This is a genomic window from Sphingomonas sp. URJC2, from assembly GCF_059803575.1.
On sequence record NZ_JAPFGX010000020.1, the window covers coordinates 20,775 to 39,776 of the forward strand.

Genomic DNA, 19,002 nt, shown 5'->3' on the forward strand with positions numbered 1-19,002 from the left:
GAGAGACAGACATGCGTGTCGGTGTGCCCAAGGAAATCAAGAATCACGAATATCGGGTCGGCCTGACCCCGCCGTCGGTGGCCGAACTGGTCGCGGCCGGCCATGAAGTGGTGGTCGAAACCCGCGCCGGCAGCGGCATCGATTTCGACGATCAGGATTATGTCGCGGCCGGCGCGCGGATCATGGGCAGCGCGGCCGAAGTGTTCGCCAATGCCGACATGATCGTGAAGGTGAAGGAGCCGCAGCCGAGCGAGATCGCGCTGCTCGAGAGCCGCCACCTGCTGTTCACCTATCTGCACCTGGCCGCCGACAAGCCGCAGGCCGAAGGGCTGATGAAGTCGGGCGCGACCTGCATCGCCTATGAAACCGTGACCGCGCGTGACGGCTCGCTGCCGCTCCTCAAGCCGATGTCGGAAGTCGCGGGGCGGATGTCGATCCAGGTCGGCGCGCATTATCTGGAGAAGGAACAGGGCGGCCGCGGCGTCCTGCTGGGCGGCGTGCCCGGCGTCGCGCCGGCGCGGGTGGCGATTCTGGGCGGCGGTGTCGCCGGGGTGAATGCCGCGCAGATGGCGGTCGGCATGCGCGCCGATGTCACCATCTACGACATCAACATGGCGCGGCTGGCCGAGCTGGACATGTTCTTTTCCAGCCAGATCAAGACCGCCTATGCATCGAAGGCGGCGATCGCGGCGGCGGTGCGCAACGCCCATCTGGTGATCGGCGCGGTGCTGGTGCCGGGCGCGGCCGCGCCCAAGCTCGTCACCCGCGACATGCTGAAGACGATGAAGCGCGGCTCGGTGCTGGTCGACATCGCGATCGATCAGGGTGGCTGCTTCGAAACGTCGCGCGCGACCACGCACGACAATCCGGTGTTCGAAGTCGACGGCGTGACGCATTACTGCGTCGCCAACATGCCGGGCGCGGTTGCCCGTACCTCTGCCTTTGCGCTCAACAATGCGACGCTGCCGTTCGTGCTGCGCCTTGCCAATCTGGGCGCGGACGCGGCGATGGCCGCCGATGCGCATCTGGCCAATGGTCTCAACGTCTCGGGCGGCAAGATCCGCCACAAGGCGGTGGCCGAAGCGCTCGACCTGCCGTTCGACCCGGCCTGAGCCGGACGACAATGACGTCGGGGGCCGGATAAATCCGGCCCCCGAACTCAGAACAGCTCGTCGAGCAACAGGTGGAAGCGGAGCCGGGCCTCGTCCGGCTCGGCGATGCCATAGGCCGCGAGCATCGCCGCCTGCGCGTCCGCGCCATGCGCGGCAAGATTGCTCCACAGGATCGCCAGATCCTGCCACGGATCGGCAAGGCCCAGCCGGCCGACATCGATCATCCCGGCCACGGCCCCGTCGGCGATCAGCAGATTGCCGGTCGAAAAATCGCCATGCGTGACCACCCGGTGCAGCACCTCGGGCCGCGCCGCGACCAGTGCGTCCCACACCTGAGCGGCGGTCCAGCCCTGCCGTTCGGCGTCGAAATCCGTCTCGTCGACCAGCCCGAGTTCGATGTTGCGGCTCGCCGCCGCCATGCGCAGATCGGCCCCCATTTCAAACGGGCACTGGCCGGCGGGCAGCGCATGGAAATCGCGCAGATAGCGCCCCAGCAGCGCGGCGATCTCGACCGCGCGGTGCGGCTCGGCCGCGAGCACCGCATCGACCGTCATGCCCGACAGCGCCTCGGTCACCAGCCAGGCGGCCCCGCCTTCGCTGGCAAAAGCAAGCATCCGCGGCGCGGGCCAGCGGCCCTCGAGCCAGCGCAGCCGCGCCATTTCATTGGTCAGTTCATCGGCGACATGGCCGGTGCCATATTTCAGATAGGCGGGCTGATCGCCCTGCCGCGCGAACACCAGCCCACCGGATTCGCCCCCGGTGACCGGCACCCAATCGCCGTCGATCAAGGCCGGAAACGGCGTCGGCAGCGGGCAATCGGGCATGGCAACCTCCTCAGAGCATTGTCCGGGCCGGGCGGCTTTGCCCGGCGGCTCGGAAAATGCGACGCATCAATCGCCCGGAGCGGCCGATCCGATGCGTCCGGATCAGGCACCGCCCTAGGCGGGCAATTCGGCGATCCGAGCCTCCAGCTCGTCCCGCCACGGCGCATCGGCCGGGCTGCGGGCGAGCAGCTGCTGCCACAAATCCCGCGCTTCGTTGAAGCGGCCCGACTGGGCAAGCGCCAGCCCCATGAAGAAGGGCGGGCCGGGATGAAGCGGCGCGATCTCCGCGGCGCGCCGGAACGCGAACATCGCGGCCGGAGACACCTGCCCCTCATTATAGACGACAAATGCGTTGCCGAGCCCAAGCCACAGATCGGCGTCGCGCGGATAATCCTTCAATCCCCGGCGGATGAAGCCGATGGCAGCCGCCGGAACGCCAGCGCGCATCGCCCCGTCGGCGGCGATCAGATATTGCTGCGCCCCGCCCATGCGGTCGCCGAACTTTGCCCTGAGCGCGATTTCCGTCTCGGCCACCCGCGCCGCATCGGCACGCGGGGTGCGCGGCGCGCCGGGCAGATCGGGCCGCCCCTGCACCGCATAGCCGGCAAGGCCGAGCAGCAGCGCGGCGGCCACCGCCTCCCCGGCCGCGCGCGGCAGCCCTGCAAAGCGCCACATGGCGAAACCGACCAGCAGCACCAGGCCGATCACCGGCAGCCATCCCGTCATCGCCGTTCCCCCCGCCGGAACCGCCCGCGCGCCAGCCATCCGCCCAGCACGAGCAGGATCAGCGGCGCGACCCACAAGGGCGCGGTGACTGCATCGACCGGCGGCTCGTACGTCACCCAGCGCCCATAGCGTTCGATCAGCCAGTCGCGGATCGAGTCAGGGCTCTCGCCGGCGGCGATGCGGCTGCGCACCAGCGCGCGCATGTCGCCGGCCAGTTCGGCATCGCTGTCGGCAATCGACTGGCCCTGGCAGACGATGCAGCGCAGCGTCAGCATCAGATCGTGCGCCACCCGCTCCTTGGCCGGATCGGCCAGCTGTTCATGCGCATAGCGCGCCGGCGGCAGCGCGGAATCGGCCAGCACCGGCCCGGCCAGCGCCAGCGCCGCCCCCAGCGCACACCCGCGCAGCGCGATGCGATGCGCCGCGCTCATCGCGCCGCCTCTTCAAGCCGGGCGAGGATGTCAGGAATATTCTCGGCACGGATGTCGCCGATATGCTGGTGGCGGATGATCCCGCGCCCGTCGACGACAAAGGTTTCCGGCACCCCGGACGAGCCCATGGCCAGCTGCACGCGCGACACCGTGTCCGACCCGATATGGCGATAGGGATCGCCGTTGCGCGCGAGGAAGCCGGCGACATCCTGCGGCCGGTCGCGGATCGCGATCGCGTCGATCTCGACCCCGCGCCGCTTCAGCTCCATCAGCACCGGGGCTTCGGCGACACAGGGCACGCACCAGCTGGCGAATATGTTGAGCAGGCGGGGCTTGCCGGTCGCCAGCGCGCGGCTGTCGAACCGCCCCCGGCCCGGCGCGCCTTCGGGCAGGTCGAACGCCGGCACCGGCTTGCCGACCATGCGCGAGGCGATGCTGCGGTCCGCCGGGCTGTACAGGCCGTATGCGACAAAGCCCAGAAAGGCGATGAACCCCGCCAGCGGCAGCCAGAGAATGAGCGCGCGCCTCATGCGAACGCCGCCACCGGCTGGCGCGCTGCGCGGCGCACCCGGCCGATAAGCGCCAGCGCACCGCCCAGCGCGATCAGCCCGCCGCCCAGCCAGATCAGCGTGACAAACGGCTTCCACCACAACCGCAGCTGCCAGCGTCCGCGCTCATCCTGCGCGCCCAGCACCGTATAGAGCTGCCCGTCCCATGCGGTGGCGATGGCCGATTCGCTGGTCTGGGTGACCGGATTGGGCCAGCTGCGTGCCTGCGGCTTGAGGGTGATCGGCGCGCGCGAACCGCGCTGCGCGACCAACGTGGCTTCAAGCGCCGTCCAATTCGGCCCGGCGACCGGATCGATCGCCGCCAGCCTGACCGTATAGGGGCCGACGCTGCGCGCCTCGCCGGGATTGAGCGCGACCAGGGTTTCGCGCGTGAACGCGCTGTCGCACGCCATGCCAGCGAGCGACACGGCGACGCCCAGATGCGCGATCACCATGCCCCAGATGAACAGCGGCGTGCGCCGAAGGTTGCGGCCAAAAAGCGGCGCGACACTGGCCGCGCCAACCCCGATCGCCGTCACCAGCCCGAGCAGCGGCAGAATGCGGATGCCGGGGGCGAACACCAGCACCGCGCCCAGCGCGCCGACCCCCGCCAGCACCGGCACCGCCAGCCGCCGGATCAGCGCCTGTGCCCGGTCGCGCCGCCAGCGCAGCAGCGGCCCCACGGCCATCAGCACGAACATCAACAGCGCAAGCGGCCCGGCTGTGGCGTCGAAATAGGGCGGACCGACCGACAGTTTCTCGCCCGACAGCGCTTCGGCGGCGAGCGGATAGAGCGTGCCGACAAACACCACGCCCAGAATCGCGGTCAGCAGCAGATTATTGCCCACCAGCGCGCCCTCGCGGCTCACCGGTTCGAACTGCGCGCCTTCCTTGACGGTCGCGATCCGCAGCCCGAACAGCGCCAGCGCGCCGCCGATATACAGCGCCAGCAGCGCAAGGATGAACGACCCGCGTTCCGGATCGACGGCAAAGGCGTGAACGCTGGTCAAAATGCCCGAACGGACGAGGAAGGTGCCGACCATCGACATTGAAAAGGCGATGACCGCCAGCATCACCGTCCAGGCGCGCAGCGCGTCGCGCGTCGCCAGCACGGTCACCGAATGCAGCAGCGCAGTCGCCGCCAGCCAAGGCATCAGCGAGGCGTTTTCAACCGGGTCCCAGAACCACCAGCCGCCCCAGCCCAGCTCGTAATAGGCCCAATAGCTGCCGGCGGTGATGCCCAGCGTCAGCATGATCCACGCCGCCAGCACCCAGGGCCGCATCGCGCGGGCGAAACCGGCATCGACCTCGCGTGTCAACAGCGCCCCGACCGCAAAGGAAAAGGCGACCGACAGCCCGACATAGCCAAGGTAAAGCGTCGGCGGGTGGAAGGCGAGGCCCGGATCCTGCAGCAGCGGATTGAGCCCCTGCCCCTCGGGCGCGGCCGGCGACAGCCGCGTGAACGGGTTGGACGAGAACAGCAGAAAGGCGAAAAACCCCAGCCCGATCGCCGCCTGCGCGGCGAGCGTCGCATGGCGCATCCGCGCGCTTACCCGGCGTTCGAACAGCGCAACCGCCGCGCCGGCCACGCCCAGGATCGTCACCCACAGCAGCATCGAGCCTTCGTGATTTCCCCAGGTGCCGGCGATCTTGTAGAGCATCGGCTTGGCCGAATGGCTGTTGGCGGCCACCAGCCGCACCGACATGTCGGATTCGGTGAACAGCCAGACCAGCAGCATGAAGGCGAGCAGCGTCAGCAGCCCCTGCGCGACCGCCGCGGGGCCGACCACCGCCCCGCCGACCAGCCGCACCGCATCGCTGCGCCCGGCAAAGGCGGTTGCCCCCATCACCAGCTGCAACAGCGCCAGCGCCGCCGCCAGCCACAGGGCGGCAAGGCCTGCTTCGGCGATCATGGCTTCAGCGTCCCGGTCTTGTGGCGCTGCCCGTCCCCGCCCCGTTCCAGTTCGGGGGGCATGTAACGCTCGTCATGCTTGGCCAGGATGTTGTCGGCGACGAACACCCCGTCGGGGCCGAACGCGCCTTCGGCAACGACGCCGCTATTTTCCTTGAACAGATCGGGCGGGATGCCGCGAAACCGCACCTGCGCCGTTGCCGGCCCGTCGGCGACGACGAAATCGATGGTCACGCCGTCCGCCGCGCGGCGGATCGATTTGTCGGCAACCATGCCGCCCAGCCGGATGCGCTGCCCCGGATCGACCGGGCTGCGCGCCAGATCGGCGGGCGAATAGAAATAGGCCGCCTGATCGCGCAGTGCCGATGCCGCGAGCAGGCCAGCCCCGACCAGTGACGCCAGCGCGACCACGCCGAGCGTCAGTCTTTGATGCTTTGCCTTCATTTGCGCCGGATCGCCTCCGCCTCGCGCTCCGCCCGGCGCATCGCCGCCCAGGCGTGGAGCGACAGCCCCGCCGCACCCAGCACGGTGATCGCGTAAGCCGCGATGATATAGGGCCAATGGGTCATGCCGCCGCCAGCCGGCGCAGCCGCGCCTCGACCTTGGCACTCGCCAGCGTCGCGCGCATCCGCATCAGCACGATGGCGCCGAACAGCAGCGAAAAACCGAGGGTGGTGAAGGCGAGCGGCCACAGGATCTCAGGCGCGATTGCCGATCCGCGCACGGTGATGCTCGGCCCCTGATGCAGCGAGTTCCACCACACGACCGAACGGTTGATGATCGGCACATTGACCGCGCCGACCAGCCCGAAAATCGCCGTCGCGCGCGACACGCTGGTCTTTTCCTCGCTCGCCCCGGCAAGCGCGATATAGCCGATATAGAGGAACAGCAGCACGAGCATCGACGTCATCCGCCCGTCCCATTGCCACCAGGTGCCCCAGGTGCGGCTGCCCCAGATCGACCCGGAAATCAGGCAGATGGCGGTGAAATACGCCCCCGGCAGCGCAATCGCGCGCGCCGCGACCCCGGCCAGCGGATGCCGCCAGACCAGCTGGGTCAGGCTGGCAATCGCAATGCCGGTCCAGCCGCCCATGCCCAGCCATGCGGCCGGCACATGCACATACATGATGCGCACGCTTTCGCCCTGCAGATAATCGGGCGGGGCGAGCATCAGACCGGCATAAAAGCCATACAGGCACAACGCCGTGCCAAGACCGAACAGCCAAGGGGTGAGCGGCCGGGCAAGCCCAAGAAAACGGGTGGGATTCGCAAAGCCGTGCATGATGTAACGGCGATCTTAACCGACCGGGCGGCCAAGCGAAAGCGCCGATTGGCGGCTGGCGGACCGGTTTGCGGCCCGCGGCTCACGCACGGGCGGTCAGCCAGAGGCGCTCAGGCCCAGAGACGATCAGGCCCTGCCGATCAGCTGCTGCGCGATCCGGTCGGCGACATGGGCGGCGGGATCGCCGGTCGCGGCGCTTTCGGCCCAGACCTGTTCCAGCCGCTCGGGGATCTGGCGGATGCGCGCGCGCACCTCGGCCTCGTCGCCCTGCCCCAGATATTCCAGCCCGACATTGATGATGCCGCCGGCATTGATCACATAATCGGGCGCATAAAGGATGCCGCGGGCATGGATGCGGTCGCCATCGGCATGGGTGGCCAGCTGGTTATTCGCCCCGCCCGCCACGATGGGCGCGCGCAGCGCGGCGATGCTCGCCTCGGTCAGCACCGCGCCCAGCGCATTGGGGCTGATGACATCGGCCTCGATGGCCAGAATCTCGTCGGTGCCGGCGGTCGTCCCGCCCAGTTCGGCGGCAAGCGCTGCGGCGCGCGCCGCATTGACATCGGCAAGCGTCAGCCGCGCGCCTTCGGCCGCCAGCAGCCGGGCGACGCCGCCGCCGACGCTGCCGACGCCCTGGATGGCGACATGCACGCCCGCCATGTCATCCCGGCCAAGCGCGCGGCGCACCGCCGCCTTGATGCCCAGAAACACGCCATAGGCGGTGAACGGCCCGGGATCGCCGCCCGCACTGCCCTGTTCGACCGGCAGGCCCGACACGAACCGGGTCTGGCGCGCGACCGCGACCATGTCGGCGGTCGAAATGCCGACATCTTCGGCGGTGACATAGCGGCCGCCGAGCGAATCGACCGCGCGGCCGAATGCGGCGAGCATCGCCTCGGTCTTGGTGCCGTCGGCATCGGCCAGGATCACGCCCTTGCCGCCGCCCAGCGGCAGCCCGGCCATCGCATTTTTATAGCTCATGCCGCGCGACAGGCGCAGCGCGTCGGTCACCGCATCGTCGCGGCGCGGATAATGCCAGAAACGCGCGCCGCCCGCCGCCGGGCCGAGCGCGGTCGAATGCACGGCAACCACCGCCGTCAGACCGCTGTCGCGGTCGCGGAACAGGTGCACGCCCTCATGGTCGTCAAAATCCGGCAAATCCCAGACGTTCACGGCAAACCCTTATCAAATCAAGATGATGGGGCGATCGACGGGACTTGAACCCGCAACCCCTGGTACCACAAACCAGTGCTCTAACCGATTGAGCTACGATCGCCGTAACGGCTGGAACCGCGGCGGGCACATAGGAGCGCATATGCCCCCGCGTCAAGCACATGGCGCACCGCCATCGCTCAATAATCGCCCGACAGGTCGAGAACCGGCCGGTTTCCGCCGCTGACGCGCAGCCGCGCGGTCCAGCGCGCCGGGCCAAGCCGGGCCGTCAGCCGCTCGGTGCCGCCCGCGCTCGCCAGCTCCAGCCGCAGCTCGCCCCCGGCGCAGGACACCGGCCCCGACAGGCGAAGCGCAGCGCCCGCCGCCAGCCCGGCCACCGCCGCCGGCAGCTCGGCCGTCACCCGGCCGCGCGCGGCCGTGCAGCGCCCGCCGACAATATCCAGCCCGATCCCGTCGAGCTCGACCGCCTCGACCGGGGGCAGGCCAGTGCCGCCGGCAAGCACGATCCGCCCGGTCGCCGAATCGAGCGCCAAGCCCCCCGGCCCGGCGGCGATCCGCGCCTCAAACGCCGGCACCCGCCCGGCCAGATCGAAGCGCAGCCGCCCGGTGAGCAGCGCCAGCGGATCAAGCGCGGCCGCAACATCGCCAAGCAGCAACGGCCCGATCCGCGCCTCGACCAGCTGGCCCGACCACAGGCTGCCGCTCGCCGCGCGGGCGGTGAGCATCGGCGGCATCAGCGCCAGCGCGACCCTGAGCGGCATCAGCGCGACCAGCGCGATGGCAAAAACCACCCCCGCGATCAGCCAGGCACGGCGGCTCATCGCCCGGCCGGCCCCGGTGCGGCGATCAGCCCGGCGTCCACCTGCACGGTCCGGTCGGGATTGGCGCGCATCGCCAGCCGCTCGACAACAACGCCCTCGCCATCCAGCGCCGCGATCCACGCGAAGATCGCGGCGGGCCGGGCGGCGGGAATGATCAGCGCAGCGCGCGTCGTGCCCTGCGGCGTGACGGTTGCACCGGCAAAGCCCGCCGCCTCCGCCGCCGCCCCGATCCGGGTGGCGAGATCGGCGGGCGCTGCCGTGCCAGATGCGGCCGGCCGCGCCGCGCGGTCGAGCCGCGCGAGCAACACCGCCCGCGCCTCGACCTGCCCGGCCAGCCTGACCGCTTCGGCATGGCGCGCCTCGGCCCGGGTCAACGCCCCGGCGAGCGGGCGGGCAATGCCCAGCCAGCCGATCACGACCGCAAGCAGCGCCAGCATGACGGCAATCAGCACGCGTTCGCGCGCGCTGCGCGCCATGAACCAGCCCGACACAGGCGTGGCCGCGCTCATCCGCCGATCCTCAGTTCGCCGCGAATGCGGCCATTGTCGGTGACGAAGGGCGGCGTCTCGACCGCCAGCCCCGCCGCGCGCAGCCGCGCCACCAGCGCCTCGACCTCGGCCGCACCGGGGGCGGAAATGCTCGCGCGCAGCTGCCCATCCACGGAAAAGACCATTTCTTTCAGATCGATGGTCGGCATCGCCGCCAGCCCGGCCAGCAATGCCCCGCTGGTCGCGGCAAAGCCGGCGCCGCCGCCCTGACGCTGCGCCAGCCGCGCGTCGAGCGCGGCGATGCCGCCCGCCGGGGCGGCGGCAGCCTCGGCCGCGGCCTCAAGCCGTGCAGCCGCAAGATTAAGCCGGATCGTCTGCGCCAACGGCACGGCGATGCTGACCGCCGCCAGCGCCGCCGCCAATGCGCCAAGCCGCCTGAGGCGCGCAGGCGCGACCGCCAGCCGGCGGCGGCGGGCAAACCGCCCCTGCCGCAGATCAAGCGGCGGATGGGCGAACGCGGCCGCAAACGCCGCGTCCAGCGCCACCGCTACAACCGGCGTGTCGGCGACCAGCAAAGGCGTCAGCGCCGGATCATCGGCAAAGGCGCACTCGGCAGCGCGCAGCACCGCACCATCGCCCCAGACCAGCCGGGAAAAGCCGGTCGCAGGGGCCGGGGGCAGCAGCACCGCCGGCCAGATTTCGGCCGGATCGGCCCCGGCTGCGGCCAGCGCGTCCAGCCATGCCGCCATCCGCGCCGCCGCGACCAGCGCGACCGGCCGGGTCGGCCCTTCGGCGGGGCCGACCGCGATATGGGCGTCGCCCGCCGGATCGAGCAGCTGATCGGCAAGCAGCGCCCGTGCCGCCCCGGCCGCCTGCGCGGCGGGCATCGCCCCCAGATCGAGCCGCACCAGCCGCACCGCATCGGCAGGCGCAACCGCGACCAGCAGCTCGTCCGGCCCCGCCATCGGCAGCGGCAGGCCGCCCGAGGCCAGTTCGCGCGCACGCCCGTCGCCGCTGCGCGCGATGCGGTGCCAGCCGGCAGGCCGGTCATCCACGCCGATGCGGACGACGAGCAGGCTGGCGGCCCCAAGCGCGGGCCGCGTCATTGGCCGTCGCCCCAGCGCCGGGCGACGATCCGCGCCGGATTGCCCGCGGCATCGATCAGCGCGCGTTCGGCAAAATCGGCCCCGCCCACCGTCACCGCCACGTCGAGCGCGAACCAGCGCGTCTGCACGCGCGGCTGGGCCTGCACATCGGCCGGAGCCTCCGCGCCCAGCCGCCCGGCATCGTTCCAGAACGCCGCCACGCTTTCCCACCCCCCGGCGGGGCGGCGGGCGATCAGCGCCCGGGCGCGAGCCGGCGGCATCTGTTCGGGCGACAACATGGTGAGCAGCGGCACCTGTTCGGGGGTGAGCGTGTTGACGTTGATCGGCGACAGGTCGGTCACCGGCAAGGTGCAAACCCAGGGCTTGAGCCGCTGATAAAGGGCCGGGCCGATCCCGGCAATGGCGGCCAGTTCGCTGGGATCGGCCAGGATCGTGCCGGCGGTGCGGTGCGGCACCGGCAGCGCCAGATAGGCGGCATCCTCCGCCCCCAGCGCGCGCGGATAATCATCGGTGTCGATCCAGTCGGCCAAGGCATCGGCGGCGCGGCGCGCCTCGGCCGCGCCGATGCCCAGCCCCTCCATCAGCGCGGTGAACTGGGCAAGGCCGGTCGGCCGGGTGACGAAGCGGATGTCCGGCCCCGTCGTCGCGCCCGAGACGACGCTGTTGAGATTGAAGCAATTGCCGCCATCGGTCAGCCGCGCCGCCGCCAGCCCGGCGGGCAAAGGCAGGCCGACGCGCCGCCCCTGCCAGCCGCCCGGATCGGCACGGTCGCCGGCCGCGCGGCGCAGCGCGGCGATGCGCGCCACCGCCACCTGCTCGGCCGCAAGGGCGAGAAACCGCGCCTGTTCGATGCCCGCGCCATTGGCCGCAATCCGCGTTGCCAGCCGCAGCCGGTCGAGCGCCATCGCCGCCAGCCCGGCCATGATCGCAACCAGCATCAGCACGGCCAGCAGCGCCGCGCCGCGCTCGCCCGGCGGGGGCCGCATCGCAGGCCCGCCCGTCACAGCCTCGCCCGTCAAAGCCCGGCCCCGACAAGATAGGCTTGACGCGTCTCGGCCCCGCCCGGCCCGGTCATGACCAGATCGACCGCGAGCGGCAGCGCATCGCGGGCGAGCGGATCCCAGCGGTCGCGCCAGCCATCGCGGCTGCGATAGCGCAGCCGGATCGCGCGGGCATCGGCGATCACCGGTTCGGCGGCCAGCGGCGCGGCCCCGTCGAGCATCGGCCACACCCGCCGTTCGAGCCGCGTTCCCGCCAGCCGATATTCGACCCGTTGCAGCTCGGCACGCGGCGCATCGTCCAGATTGTCCCAGCCGCCGCGCACCAGCGTGAAACCGTCGGGACCGCCGGCAAAGGCCGGCTCCATCGCCCCGGCGGTATTGCGTGTCGGGCGCGGCACCGCCTGCGCCAGATCGGCGCGCAGCAGCGCATCGACCCGGCGCGCCGCCGCCAGCTCGTCCAGCCGCACGCGCACCGCGCCCTGCGACTGGACGCTGATCCGCAGCACCGCGATGCCGGCGGCGGCGAGCAGCGCGAACACCAGCAGCGCGACCAGCATCTCGACCAGGGTGAAGCCCTGGGTGACGGCGCGCGCCCTGCCCGGCCGCCCGGTCATGCGAGCGGCCTCAGCACGGTCAGCAGCGCCGGTGCGCCGCCGCCCGCGACCATGATGTCGATGCGCAGCAAGGGCTGGCCGGCCACCGCCTCGGCCCGCACCGTCCAGCGCCAGCGCCGCCCGCCATTGACGAGAGCGCCCGCGCGGACCCCGGCGGGCGGCGGCAGCGCATCGGTCAGCAGATCGACGGCGATGTTGCGCGCGACCAGCTCGGCCTGTTGCCGCTCGGCCAGATCGGCGGTCTGGCGAACCGAGGCGGTTTCCAGCCGCATCAGCGCGAGCGCGGCGAGGCCGAACAGCAGCAGCGCGACCAGCAGTTCGACAAGCGTGAAACCGGCCCCGCGCGCGCTCATCTCAACCGCCGACCGACACCGCGCCATCGGCGGCGATGCGCACCCCGATCCGCATCCCGTCGCGCGTCAGCACGACCGAAAACGGCCCGCTCGGCCGGCCGGTGGCATCAAAGGCGGCACGCGCCGCCGGCGGCCCGCCCAGCTCCGCCCGCACGCCCGCGCCCCACAGCCGGGCGGCAAAGGCACGCTCGGTCAGCGGCTGCCACTGGCCGTCGCGCCGCCGGTCGAACGCATAGCCGCCGGCGCTGACGCGCACCGCAACCGGCCGCCCCTCGATCACCGCCATGTCGCGCGCCGCCGCCGTGCGCGCGGCAAAGCGTTCCGCCTCACCCAGCAGATCGCCGCGCGGATCGGGCAGGGTCAGCACCACCGCCCCCGCCATCAACCCGATGATCGCAATCACGACCATCAGTTCGACCAGCGTGAAGCCGTGTTCGGCGGAACGCCATAAAGACCCGGAGCCGTGTTCGGCGGAACGCCGGTTCGGGGCCAGACCGCACCCGGCGCGCCGCCGGCGCGCCTCAGTCCCAATTGCCGATATCGGCATTCTCGGCCTCGCCCCCCTCCTTGCCGTCCGCGCCCAGCGTCCAGACATCGACCGGGCCGTGCGTGCCCGGCGCGGCATAAAGATAGGGCCGCCCCCAGGGGTCGTCGGGCAGGCGCTTCACATAGCCGCCGGGCCGGTAACGCTGCGGCTGGGCGAGGCCCGGCGGCGGCGCGACCAGCGCCTTCAGCCCGTCGGTCGTCTGCGGATAGGTGAGGTTGTCGAGCCGGTACATCTCCAGCGCCTGTTCGAGCGTCGCGATGTCGGCCCGCGCCTTTTCCATCGCCGCCTTGTCGCCCGCCGGCAGCACATTCACCGCCACGATCGTCGCCAGCAACCCGATGATGACGATCACCACCATCAGTTCGACCAGCGTGAAGCCGTGTTCGGCGGAACGCTTCAGGGGCGTGAAGCCGTGTTCGGCGGAACGCCGCGAAGACGTGAAGCCGGGTTCGGCGGAACGCCGCGCGGAGGCGGCATTGCTGCGGGAACGAAGCGCCGCACGGCGGCGGAATCGGGCAAGGGTCATCATGTTCCTCTTCATCCGGCCCAGTTACAGTCCAGCCAGCGTCTCAAGCTGCAAGATCGGCAGCAGGATCGCCAGCACGATCGCGGCGACGAGCGCGCCCATCACGACGATGATCGCCGGTTCGAGCAGCGCCAGCGCGGTCGCGGTAAAGCCGTCAAACTCGCGCTCCAGATAATCGGCGGCGCGTTCGAGCATCTGGTCGAGCCGCCCCGACGCCTCGCCGCCCGCGACCAGATAGACGAGCAGCGGCGGAAACACCCCGGCACGGCGCAGCGCCGCCGACAGGCTGCCTCCGCCGCGGATCGCCTCGACAATCTCGCCGGTCGCGGCGCGCAGCGCGCGGTTGTGGACGGTGCCGGCGGTGAGCGCCAGCCCGTCGAGCAGCGGCAGGCGCGAGGCGACCATGGTCGCCAGCGTCCGTGCCATGCGCGCGGCGTGCAGATCGCGGATCAGCCGCCCGATCAGCGGCACGCCGAGCAGCGCGCGGTCGAACGCCAGCCTGATCCCCGGCTCCGCCAGCGCGCGCGCCGCCACCAGCGCCGCTGCCACCAGCCCGGCGAGCAGCGCCCACCACCAGCCGACCAGAAAGTCCGACAGGCCGATGACCATGCGGGTGAGCAGCGGCAGCCGCTGGCCGACGGTATCGAATTGCTCGACCACCTTGGGCACGACGAACGCCATCAGCGCGGCGACGACGAACAGCGCGACCAGCGCCAGCACCGCCGGATAGGCGGTCGCGGTGACGATCTTCGACCGCATCTGCGCCTGACGTTCGAGCAGCACCGACAGCCGCTCAAGGATCACCGGCAGCGCGCCCGAGCCTTCACCCGCGCTCACCATCGCGCGGTAGAGCGGCGGGAAGCTTGCCGGCGCGCGCGCCATCGCATCCGACAGGCGGCGGCCCTCGACCACGCCCTGATGCACCTGACCGACAATCTGGCGGACATGCGGCTGTTCGAACTGGACCGCCATCGTCCGCAGCGATTCCTCAAGCGGGCTGACCTGGGTCAGCGTCGCCAGCTGGCGGGTGAACAGCGTCAGCTCCTTGGCCGACAGGCGGCGGCGGCGCGCAAATGGCCGTGCGCGCCCGGTCCCTGCCGGATCGGCGGTGCCGGGTTCCAGCCGCACGACGAACAGCCGGCGCTGGTCGAGCCGCTGGCGCGCCGCCTCGGCCGAGGCCGCGGCGATGCGCCCGCGCCGTTCCCCGCCGCGCGCGTCGACCGCCAGATAGTCATAATCAGGCATCGACCGGCTCGCGGCGCGAAATGCGCACCGCCTCTTCCGCCGTGGTTTCGCCCGCGCGCACCAGCGCCCGCGCCGCCGCGCCCAGATTGGGAGCGTTGAGGAAGGCGTGGCGGGCGATGATCGCCTCGTCGCCGCCATCATTGATCAGCCGCCGGATCGTCTCATCGACGCGCACCGCCTCGAACACACCGATGCGGCCGCGAAAGCCGGTCTGCCCGCAGGCGTCGCAGCCAACGGGTTCATAAACGGTCTCACCCGGATCGAAGCCGAGCAGGGCCGCAACCGAGCCGCTGGCCGCGACCGGGCGGCGGCAATCGGGGCACAGCCGCCGCACCAGCCGCTGCGCGATCACCGCGCGCAGCGTCGAGGCGAGCAGGAACGGCTCCACCTTCATGTCGCGCATCCGCGTGATCGCGCCGATGGCATCGTTGGTATGGACGGTCGACAGCACCAGATGCCCGGTCAGCGACGCCTGAACGGCGATGTCGGCAGTCTCGCGGTCGCGGATTTCGCCGACCATCACCACATCGGGATCCTGACGCAGGATCGCGCGCAGCCCGGCGGCAAAGGTCAGCCCGACCTTGGCATTGACCTGGGTCTGGCCGACGCCCTCGACCGCATATTCGACCGGATCCTCGACGGTCAGGATGTTGCGCGTGCCGTCATTGAGCAGCCTCAGGCTCGCATAGAGGGTCGTCGTCTTGCCCGATCCGGTCGGGCCGGTGACGAGGATGATGCCATTCGGCTCGGCCAGCGCATCGCGCAGCACCGCCTCCGCTCCGGGCGCAAGGCCGAGCAGCGCCAGATCCATCCCGGCATTGGCCTTGTCGAGGATGCGCAGCACCACCCGCTCGCCCGCGCGGCTGGGCAGGGTCGACACGCGCACGTCGAGCAGCTTGCCGCCCAGGGTCAGCGAGATGCGCCCGTCCTGCGGCACGCGCCGTTCGGCGATGTCGAGCCGCGCCATCACCTTGATGCGGCTGACCAGCACCGGCGCGACATGGGCGGGCATGCGGAGCGTCTCGCGCAGCACGCCGTCGATGCGCATCCGCACCACCAGCCCGGTTTCATAAGGCTCGACATGAATGTCCGACACGCCCTGCCGCACCGCATCGGCGATCACGCCGTTGATCAGGCGGATGGCGGGGGCATCGTCGGCGGTGTCGAGCAGATCGTCGGCGGTCGGCAGATCGCCCGCGATCAGCGCCAGATCGTCGCCCAGCCCAAGCGACCCTGCCGCCATCGCCGCCGCCTCGCCGCCCAGCGCATAATGATCCGACAGCAGCCGGTCGAACGCATCCGCCGCGACCAAGGCGACATCAAAGCCCTGCGCCAGATGCCGCCTGACCTCAAGCAGCATCGCCGGGTCCGCCCCTTCGCGCAGCGCGACCGACAGCCGGTCCCCCGCGCCCGCCATCAGGATGACGCCGTGACGCCGGGCAAAGCCATAGGGGATGGTGATCGGCAGCGCTGCCGGGGCGGCGGCCGCCACCGCATCGCCGGCGCGGCCGATCGTCACCGGCCTGGCTCCGGCGGCCCGGCAGCCGTGCCGGAAGGCGCCGGTGCCGGTGCCGGCGGCGGCAGCATAGCGGCTGCGCCCATATAATCGCGCACCAGCTCGTCGATGGTCGGCTCGGCATCGGGCTGCTGGTCGACCTGCTGGGCGCGGATATAGCCATAGCGGCGCATCGCCACCGCGCGCGCATCCTCCGGCGTGCGCAGGATGGTCGGGCGGATGAACACCATCAGATTGGTCTTGGCGCGCGAACGCGAGCGCGACCGGAACAGCTCGCCCAGCCCCGGGATGTCGCCGAGCAGCGGGATCTTCTCGATCGTGCGCCGTTCATTGTCGTCCAGCAGCCCGCCCAGCGCGATGATCTGGCCGTCATCGACGGTCACCGTCGTCTCGATCTCGCGCTTGTTGAGGATCAGTTCCTGATTGCTGTTCGACACCGGCCCGGCGATCGAGCTGACCTCCTGACGCAGGATCAGCTTGATCGCGCCGCCTTCGTTGATCTGCGGGCGGACCTGCAGCTGGATGCCGACATTCTGGCGCTGGATCGTGCGGAACGCATTGTCGAAATTGTTCGACAGCGCCTGTCCGGTGGTGATCGGGATTTCCTGGCCGACCAGGATGCGCGCTTCCTGATTGTCGAGCGTCATGATCGACGGCGTCGACAGCAGGTTGGACGCGGTGTCGGAGCGGACGGCGTTCAGGATCACGCCGAAAATGCCGTTGCGCCCGACATTGGTGGCAAATCCGCCCAGCCCGCCGGTCGCGCCCAGCACGGCATTGGCCGCGGCCTGTGCCAGCTGGTCGGACACCGGGCTGTTGGTGGTCGTCGTCACCACCTGCCCGTTGACGGTGGTCGTCGTCCGGTCCAGCTCGCGCGCGGCGACCGCGCCGGCGATGGTCAGGATATTGGGCTGGGCGTTCGAATAATTGGTCGCCAGCAGCGGCACGTCGCTGCCCGGCTCGCCGCCGAGCAGGAACTGCACGCCCAGCCGCTTGGCCAGCTGGTCCGAAATCTCGACGATGATCGCCTCGACCAGCACCTGATCGCGGCGCGTGTCGAGCTGGCGCACCACCTCGCCCAGAATGCGCTGCGTGTCGGGCGCGGCGGCGATGATGATCGCATTCGCGCCTTCGAACCGGGTGACGATCGCGCTCTGCCGGCCGATGATGCTCTCCCCCGGCGGCACCGGCTGGGCCGGCAGCGCCGCCGGCTGGGGCGCAGCCTGCGGCGCGCTAAGCCCGCCGCCCGCACTCCCTGCGCCGCCCAGTCCGCGCGACTGGCTGAGCCCGGCGGTCATCGCCGGCTGGGTCACGCTCTGCCCGGTCAGCTGCTGGAGCACCGGCAGCAGCAGCTGGGCATCGGCATGTTCGAGCCAGTGGACGCGCACTTCGGTGCCATTGGCCGCGCGCTGGTCAAGCTCGGTCGCGACCTGTGCGAGGCGTGCGACCGTCGCCGGATCGCCGCGCAGCACGACCGCGTTGGAACTGTCGACCGCGACCACGCTTGCGCCCGCCGCCGGTCCGCCGGCCTGGCCCGCTGCCCCGGCCCCGCCCGGCCCGATCAGCTGGGCGAGCGAGCCGGCAATCTCGCGCGCGCCGGCATTTTTGAGGGTGATGACCCGCGTTGCCGCGCTGTCGCGGTCGATCCGCGCCAGCACCTCGCGCACGCGGCGGACATTGTCGCCGAAATCGACGATGACGAGCGAATTGCCGGCGCGATTGGCGGTCACCGAGCCTTCGCGGCTGACGAGCGGGCGCACCGTTTCCGCTGCCGAGGGCGCGTCGATGGAGCGCAGGCGGACGATTTCGGTCACCAGCGCATTGGCCGCCCCGGCCCGGCCGACCCGGCTTGGCTGGCTGGCCGCGCCGTCGAGCGGCTGGACGCGGAACGCGCCCCCGCCCGCCGGCACCGCGACCAGCCCATTGGCCCTGAGCGTCGACAGGAACACTTCCAGATATTCGCTGCGCGACAGGCTGCGGTCGGTGACGACCGACACCTTGCCCTGCACCCGCTGGTCGACGATGAAGCTGCGCCCCGTGACCTTTGCCGCATCCTGGATAAAAGCGCGGATATCGGCATCGCGGACGTTGAGCGCATATTGCGCCGCCGCCGGGGCGGCGAGCACCAGCGCGGCGGCGGTGCCAAGCGCCAGCATTGCGGACAGACGGCGCATCAGCGTTGGCCCTCCGTTGCCGGCGCGCTGGCCGGCGCGGGCACGACCGGCGGCACCGGCGCACCCATGACCGGGGCTGGCGGGGCGCTGTCCGACTGGACGAGGAACAGCGATTCGTCGCGCCCGGCGCGGCTGATCACGACATGATCGAACGCCACCGATTTGAGCGTCACGCCCGGCTCGATCTCCTCGCCCACCGCCACGCTGCGCTGCACATTGTCGCTGGCGGCAAGGATCGCCGATCCCCGCCCCGTCGCCTCGTCGACACGGGTGCCGAACAGGCTGAACGGCAAGGCGGTGACGGTGGCGGACGCATCGCCCGATCCGGCGCGGAAGAACGGATCGGTGCCGGCGGCCAGCGCGGCGCGCCCGGCGGCGGCATCGGGGCCGGGGGCGGCCGTCCATGCCCCGACCGGCCCGGTCGGGGTCACGACCGCCCAGGCCAGCCGCGCCGCCTGCACCGCGATCAGCGCGACGACCAGAAGCTCGGCCAGCAGCAGCGGATCGAACCGGGCGTCGCGCCACAGCGTGCGCCAGCGGCGCGGATCAATCGGCAGGCGCATCCATTCTCCCCAGCGTGCGGCCGCGCTAGGCCCCCTTGGT

Annotated in this window: 22 protein-coding genes and 1 tRNA gene; 1 reads left to right on the forward strand and 22 read right to left on the reverse strand. The window is 71.2% G+C overall.

Translation table 11 applies throughout. The features are described 5' to 3' along the window. Window positions 1–11: 11 nt before the first annotated feature. Window positions 12–1,112, forward strand: coding sequence for an alanine dehydrogenase (ald, locus tag OPU66_RS09025; protein WP_498553293.1), 1,101 nt, complete (start codon window positions 12–14; stop codon window positions 1,110–1,112). A gap of 47 nt (window positions 1,113–1,159) precedes the next feature. Here the strand turns inward: ald and OPU66_RS09030 are convergent, their stop codons facing one another. The 22 genes from OPU66_RS09030 to OPU66_RS09135 all read right to left on the reverse strand — a co-directional run bounded on the left by OPU66_RS09030 (window position 1,160) and on the right by OPU66_RS09135 (window position 18,962). Next, window positions 1,160–1,936 carry an APH(3') family aminoglycoside O-phosphotransferase gene (locus tag OPU66_RS09030; protein ID WP_498553294.1) on the reverse strand — a complete coding sequence of 259 codons (777 nt, stop codon included), beginning with the start codon at window positions 1,934–1,936 and terminating at the stop codon, window positions 1,160–1,162. A 114-nt stretch (window positions 1,937–2,050) separates the two neighbouring features. Then, entirely contained in the window at window positions 2,051–2,662 is a 612-nt protein-coding gene (locus OPU66_RS09035; protein ID WP_498553295.1) for a tetratricopeptide repeat protein, read from the reverse strand. Further along, on the reverse strand, window positions 2,659–3,093 hold the full coding sequence (locus OPU66_RS09040) for a cytochrome c-type biogenesis protein (RefSeq protein WP_498553296.1): 435 nt from the start codon (window positions 3,091–3,093) through the stop codon (window positions 2,659–2,661). Before OPU66_RS09040 ends, OPU66_RS09035 begins: the two co-directional genes overlap by 4 nt. After that, window positions 3,090–3,623: a DsbE family thiol:disulfide interchange protein gene (locus OPU66_RS09045; protein ID WP_498553297.1), complete on the reverse strand. Its 534-nt coding sequence runs from the start codon at window positions 3,621–3,623 to the stop codon at window positions 3,090–3,092. Before OPU66_RS09045 ends, OPU66_RS09040 begins: the two co-directional genes overlap by 4 nt. Then, window positions 3,620–5,554 (reverse strand): heme lyase CcmF/NrfE family subunit, encoded by a 1,935-nt coding sequence (locus OPU66_RS09050; RefSeq protein ID WP_498553298.1) that lies wholly within the window; start codon window positions 5,552–5,554, stop codon window positions 3,620–3,622. The genes OPU66_RS09045 and OPU66_RS09050 overlap by 4 nt, the downstream gene beginning before the upstream one ends. Next, window positions 5,551–5,997: a cytochrome c maturation protein CcmE gene (gene ccmE, locus OPU66_RS09055; RefSeq protein WP_498553299.1), complete on the reverse strand. Its 447-nt coding sequence runs from the start codon at window positions 5,995–5,997 to the stop codon at window positions 5,551–5,553. Before ccmE ends, OPU66_RS09050 begins: the two co-directional genes overlap by 4 nt. Beyond that, on the reverse strand, window positions 5,994–6,122 hold the full coding sequence (gene ccmD / locus OPU66_RS09060) for a heme exporter protein CcmD (RefSeq protein WP_498553300.1): 129 nt from the start codon (window positions 6,120–6,122) through the stop codon (window positions 5,994–5,996). The genes ccmE and ccmD overlap by 4 nt, the downstream gene beginning before the upstream one ends. Next, a complete protein-coding gene (gene ccmC / locus OPU66_RS09065) occupies window positions 6,119–6,835 on the reverse strand; it encodes a heme ABC transporter permease CcmC (protein ID WP_498553301.1) in 717 nt (238 codons plus the stop codon). The genes ccmD and ccmC overlap by 4 nt, the downstream gene beginning before the upstream one ends. A gap of 126 nt (window positions 6,836–6,961) precedes the next feature. Then, window positions 6,962–8,008 carry a Glu/Leu/Phe/Val family dehydrogenase gene (locus OPU66_RS09070; RefSeq protein ID WP_498553302.1) on the reverse strand — a complete coding sequence of 349 codons (1,047 nt, stop codon included), beginning with the start codon at window positions 8,006–8,008 and terminating at the stop codon, window positions 6,962–6,964. A gap of 26 nt (window positions 8,009–8,034) precedes the next feature. Then, window positions 8,035–8,111, reverse strand: a tRNA-His gene (locus OPU66_RS09075). A gap of 76 nt (window positions 8,112–8,187) precedes the next feature. Then, complete coding sequence (gspN, locus tag OPU66_RS09080; RefSeq protein WP_498553303.1) at window positions 8,188–8,829, reverse strand: type II secretion system protein N; 642 nt, start codon at window positions 8,827–8,829, stop codon at window positions 8,188–8,190. After that, a complete protein-coding gene (locus OPU66_RS09085; RefSeq protein WP_498553304.1) occupies window positions 8,826–9,338 on the reverse strand; it encodes a type II secretion system protein M in 513 nt (170 codons plus the stop codon). Before OPU66_RS09085 ends, gspN begins: the two co-directional genes overlap by 4 nt. Next, entirely contained in the window at window positions 9,335–10,423 is a 1,089-nt protein-coding gene (gene gspL, locus OPU66_RS09090; protein ID WP_498553305.1) for a type II secretion system protein GspL, read from the reverse strand. Before gspL ends, OPU66_RS09085 begins: the two co-directional genes overlap by 4 nt. Then, window positions 10,420–11,409, reverse strand: coding sequence for a type II secretion system minor pseudopilin GspK (gene gspK, locus OPU66_RS09095; protein WP_498553306.1), 990 nt, complete (start codon window positions 11,407–11,409; stop codon window positions 10,420–10,422). The genes gspL and gspK overlap by 4 nt, the downstream gene beginning before the upstream one ends. A gap of 29 nt (window positions 11,410–11,438) precedes the next feature. After that, window positions 11,439–12,038, reverse strand: coding sequence for a type II secretion system minor pseudopilin GspJ (gene gspJ / locus OPU66_RS09100; protein WP_498553307.1), 600 nt, complete (start codon window positions 12,036–12,038; stop codon window positions 11,439–11,441). Next, window positions 12,035–12,391 (reverse strand): type II secretion system minor pseudopilin GspI, encoded by a 357-nt coding sequence (gspI, locus tag OPU66_RS09105; RefSeq protein ID WP_498553308.1) that lies wholly within the window; start codon window positions 12,389–12,391, stop codon window positions 12,035–12,037. Before gspI ends, gspJ begins: the two co-directional genes overlap by 4 nt. 1 nt (window position 12,392) lies before the next feature. Beyond that, window positions 12,393–12,884 (reverse strand): GspH/FimT family pseudopilin, encoded by a 492-nt coding sequence (locus tag OPU66_RS09110; protein WP_498553331.1) that lies wholly within the window; start codon window positions 12,882–12,884, stop codon window positions 12,393–12,395. A gap of 28 nt (window positions 12,885–12,912) precedes the next feature. Continuing rightward, window positions 12,913–13,467, reverse strand: a complete 555-nt coding sequence (gene gspG / locus OPU66_RS09115) for a type II secretion system major pseudopilin GspG (RefSeq protein ID WP_498553309.1) — start codon at window positions 13,465–13,467, stop codon at window positions 12,913–12,915. A 21-nt stretch (window positions 13,468–13,488) separates the two neighbouring features. Then, entirely contained in the window at window positions 13,489–14,709 is a 1,221-nt protein-coding gene (gene gspF / locus OPU66_RS09120) for a type II secretion system inner membrane protein GspF (protein WP_498553310.1), read from the reverse strand. Beyond that, the gene (locus OPU66_RS09125) at window positions 14,702–16,228 is read right to left on the reverse strand and encodes a GspE/PulE family protein (protein ID WP_498553311.1); all 1,527 of its coding nucleotides are present in this window, start codon (window positions 16,226–16,228) and stop codon (window positions 14,702–14,704) included. Before OPU66_RS09125 ends, gspF begins: the two co-directional genes overlap by 8 nt. Then, window positions 16,225–18,399: a type II secretion system secretin GspD gene (gspD, locus tag OPU66_RS09130; RefSeq protein ID WP_498553312.1), complete on the reverse strand. Its 2,175-nt coding sequence runs from the start codon at window positions 18,397–18,399 to the stop codon at window positions 16,225–16,227. Before gspD ends, OPU66_RS09125 begins: the two co-directional genes overlap by 4 nt. Further along, on the reverse strand, window positions 18,399–18,962 hold the full coding sequence (locus OPU66_RS09135; RefSeq protein WP_498553313.1) for a type II secretion system protein N: 564 nt from the start codon (window positions 18,960–18,962) through the stop codon (window positions 18,399–18,401). Before OPU66_RS09135 ends, gspD begins: the two co-directional genes overlap by 1 nt. Between the last annotated feature and the right edge of the window lie 40 nt (window positions 18,963–19,002).

Coding starts and splice junctions, on each gene's coding strand:
- OPU66_RS09040 (WP_498553296.1), bottom strand. CDS start 3,093: ATGAGCGCGGCGCATCGCATCGCGCTGCGCGGGTGTGCGCTGGGGGCG.
- gspJ (WP_498553307.1), bottom strand. CDS start 12,038: ATGACCGGGCGGCCGGGCAGGGCGCGCGCCGTCACCCAGGGCTTCACC.
- OPU66_RS09135 (WP_498553313.1), bottom strand. CDS start 18,962: ATGCGCCTGCCGATTGATCCGCGCCGCTGGCGCACGCTGTGGCGCGAC.
- gspF (WP_498553310.1), bottom strand. CDS start 14,709: ATGCCTGATTATGACTATCTGGCGGTCGACGCGCGCGGCGGGGAACGG.
- OPU66_RS09035 (WP_498553295.1), bottom strand. CDS start 2,662: ATGACGGGATGGCTGCCGGTGATCGGCCTGGTGCTGCTGGTCGGTTTC.
- OPU66_RS09050 (WP_498553298.1), bottom strand. CDS start 5,554: ATGATCGCCGAAGCAGGCCTTGCCGCCCTGTGGCTGGCGGCGGCGCTG.
- ccmC (WP_498553301.1), bottom strand. CDS start 6,835: ATGCACGGCTTTGCGAATCCCACCCGTTTTCTTGGGCTTGCCCGGCCG.
- ccmD (WP_498553300.1), bottom strand. CDS start 6,122: ATGACCCATTGGCCCTATATCATCGCGGCTTACGCGATCACCGTGCTG.
- OPU66_RS09045 (WP_498553297.1), bottom strand. CDS start 3,623: ATGAGGCGCGCGCTCATTCTCTGGCTGCCGCTGGCGGGGTTCATCGCC.
- gspD (WP_498553312.1), bottom strand. CDS start 18,399: ATGCGCCGTCTGTCCGCAATGCTGGCGCTTGGCACCGCCGCCGCGCTG.
- gspI (WP_498553308.1), bottom strand. CDS start 12,391: ATGAGCGCGCGCGGGGCCGGTTTCACGCTTGTCGAACTGCTGGTCGCG.
- gspL (WP_498553305.1), bottom strand. CDS start 10,423: ATGACGCGGCCCGCGCTTGGGGCCGCCAGCCTGCTCGTCGTCCGCATC.
- gspG (WP_498553309.1), bottom strand. CDS start 13,467: ATGATGACCCTTGCCCGATTCCGCCGCCGTGCGGCGCTTCGTTCCCGC.
- OPU66_RS09085 (WP_498553304.1), bottom strand. CDS start 9,338: ATGAGCGCGGCCACGCCTGTGTCGGGCTGGTTCATGGCGCGCAGCGCG.
- OPU66_RS09030 (WP_498553294.1), bottom strand. CDS start 1,936: ATGCCCGATTGCCCGCTGCCGACGCCGTTTCCGGCCTTGATCGACGGC.
- ccmE (WP_498553299.1), bottom strand. CDS start 5,997: ATGAAGGCAAAGCATCAAAGACTGACGCTCGGCGTGGTCGCGCTGGCG.
- gspK (WP_498553306.1), bottom strand. CDS start 11,409: ATGCGGCCCCCGCCGGGCGAGCGCGGCGCGGCGCTGCTGGCCGTGCTG.
- ald (WP_498553293.1), top strand. CDS start 12: ATGCGTGTCGGTGTGCCCAAGGAAATCAAGAATCACGAATATCGGGTC.
- gspN (WP_498553303.1), bottom strand. CDS start 8,829: ATGAGCCGCCGTGCCTGGCTGATCGCGGGGGTGGTTTTTGCCATCGCG.